The organism is Pseudomonas sp. SIMBA_068 (assembly GCF_046534705.1).
GTDB lineage: Bacteria > Pseudomonadota > Gammaproteobacteria > Pseudomonadales > Pseudomonadaceae > Aquipseudomonas > Aquipseudomonas putida.
This window is the reverse complement of record NZ_JAWRYI010001665.1, coordinates 1-236: the sequence shown is the minus strand read 5'-3', so window position 1 is coordinate 236 and position 236 is coordinate 1. Positions and strand designations below refer to the sequence as shown.

Here is a 236-nt window from a genome sequence, read left to right as displayed (position 1 = left end):
GAAGATGTTGATTGGCATTCCAGACTACGACAACTACGTCGAGCATATGAAGACCAACCATCCCGACAAGCCGTACATGAGCTATGAAGAATTCTTCCGCGAACGCCAGAACGCGCGCTACGGCGGCGATGGTAAAGGCGGTATGCGCTGTTGTTAATGGAGAGAGCATGAACCCGATTGCAGTTACCCTACTCACCGGTTTTTTAGGCGCAGCAGGGTGGTTTTGCCCGCGCCTA

The 236-nt window shown here is 53.0% G+C and carries 1 protein-coding gene; it reads left to right on the top strand.

Going from position 1 to position 236, the window contains the following annotated elements:
- Positions 1-157: YbdD/YjiX family protein (locus tag SB756_RS35400; RefSeq protein ID WP_052983242.1), on the top strand; the 157-nt coding region annotated here is incomplete at its 5' end.
- Positions 158-236: the final 79 nt, after the last annotated feature.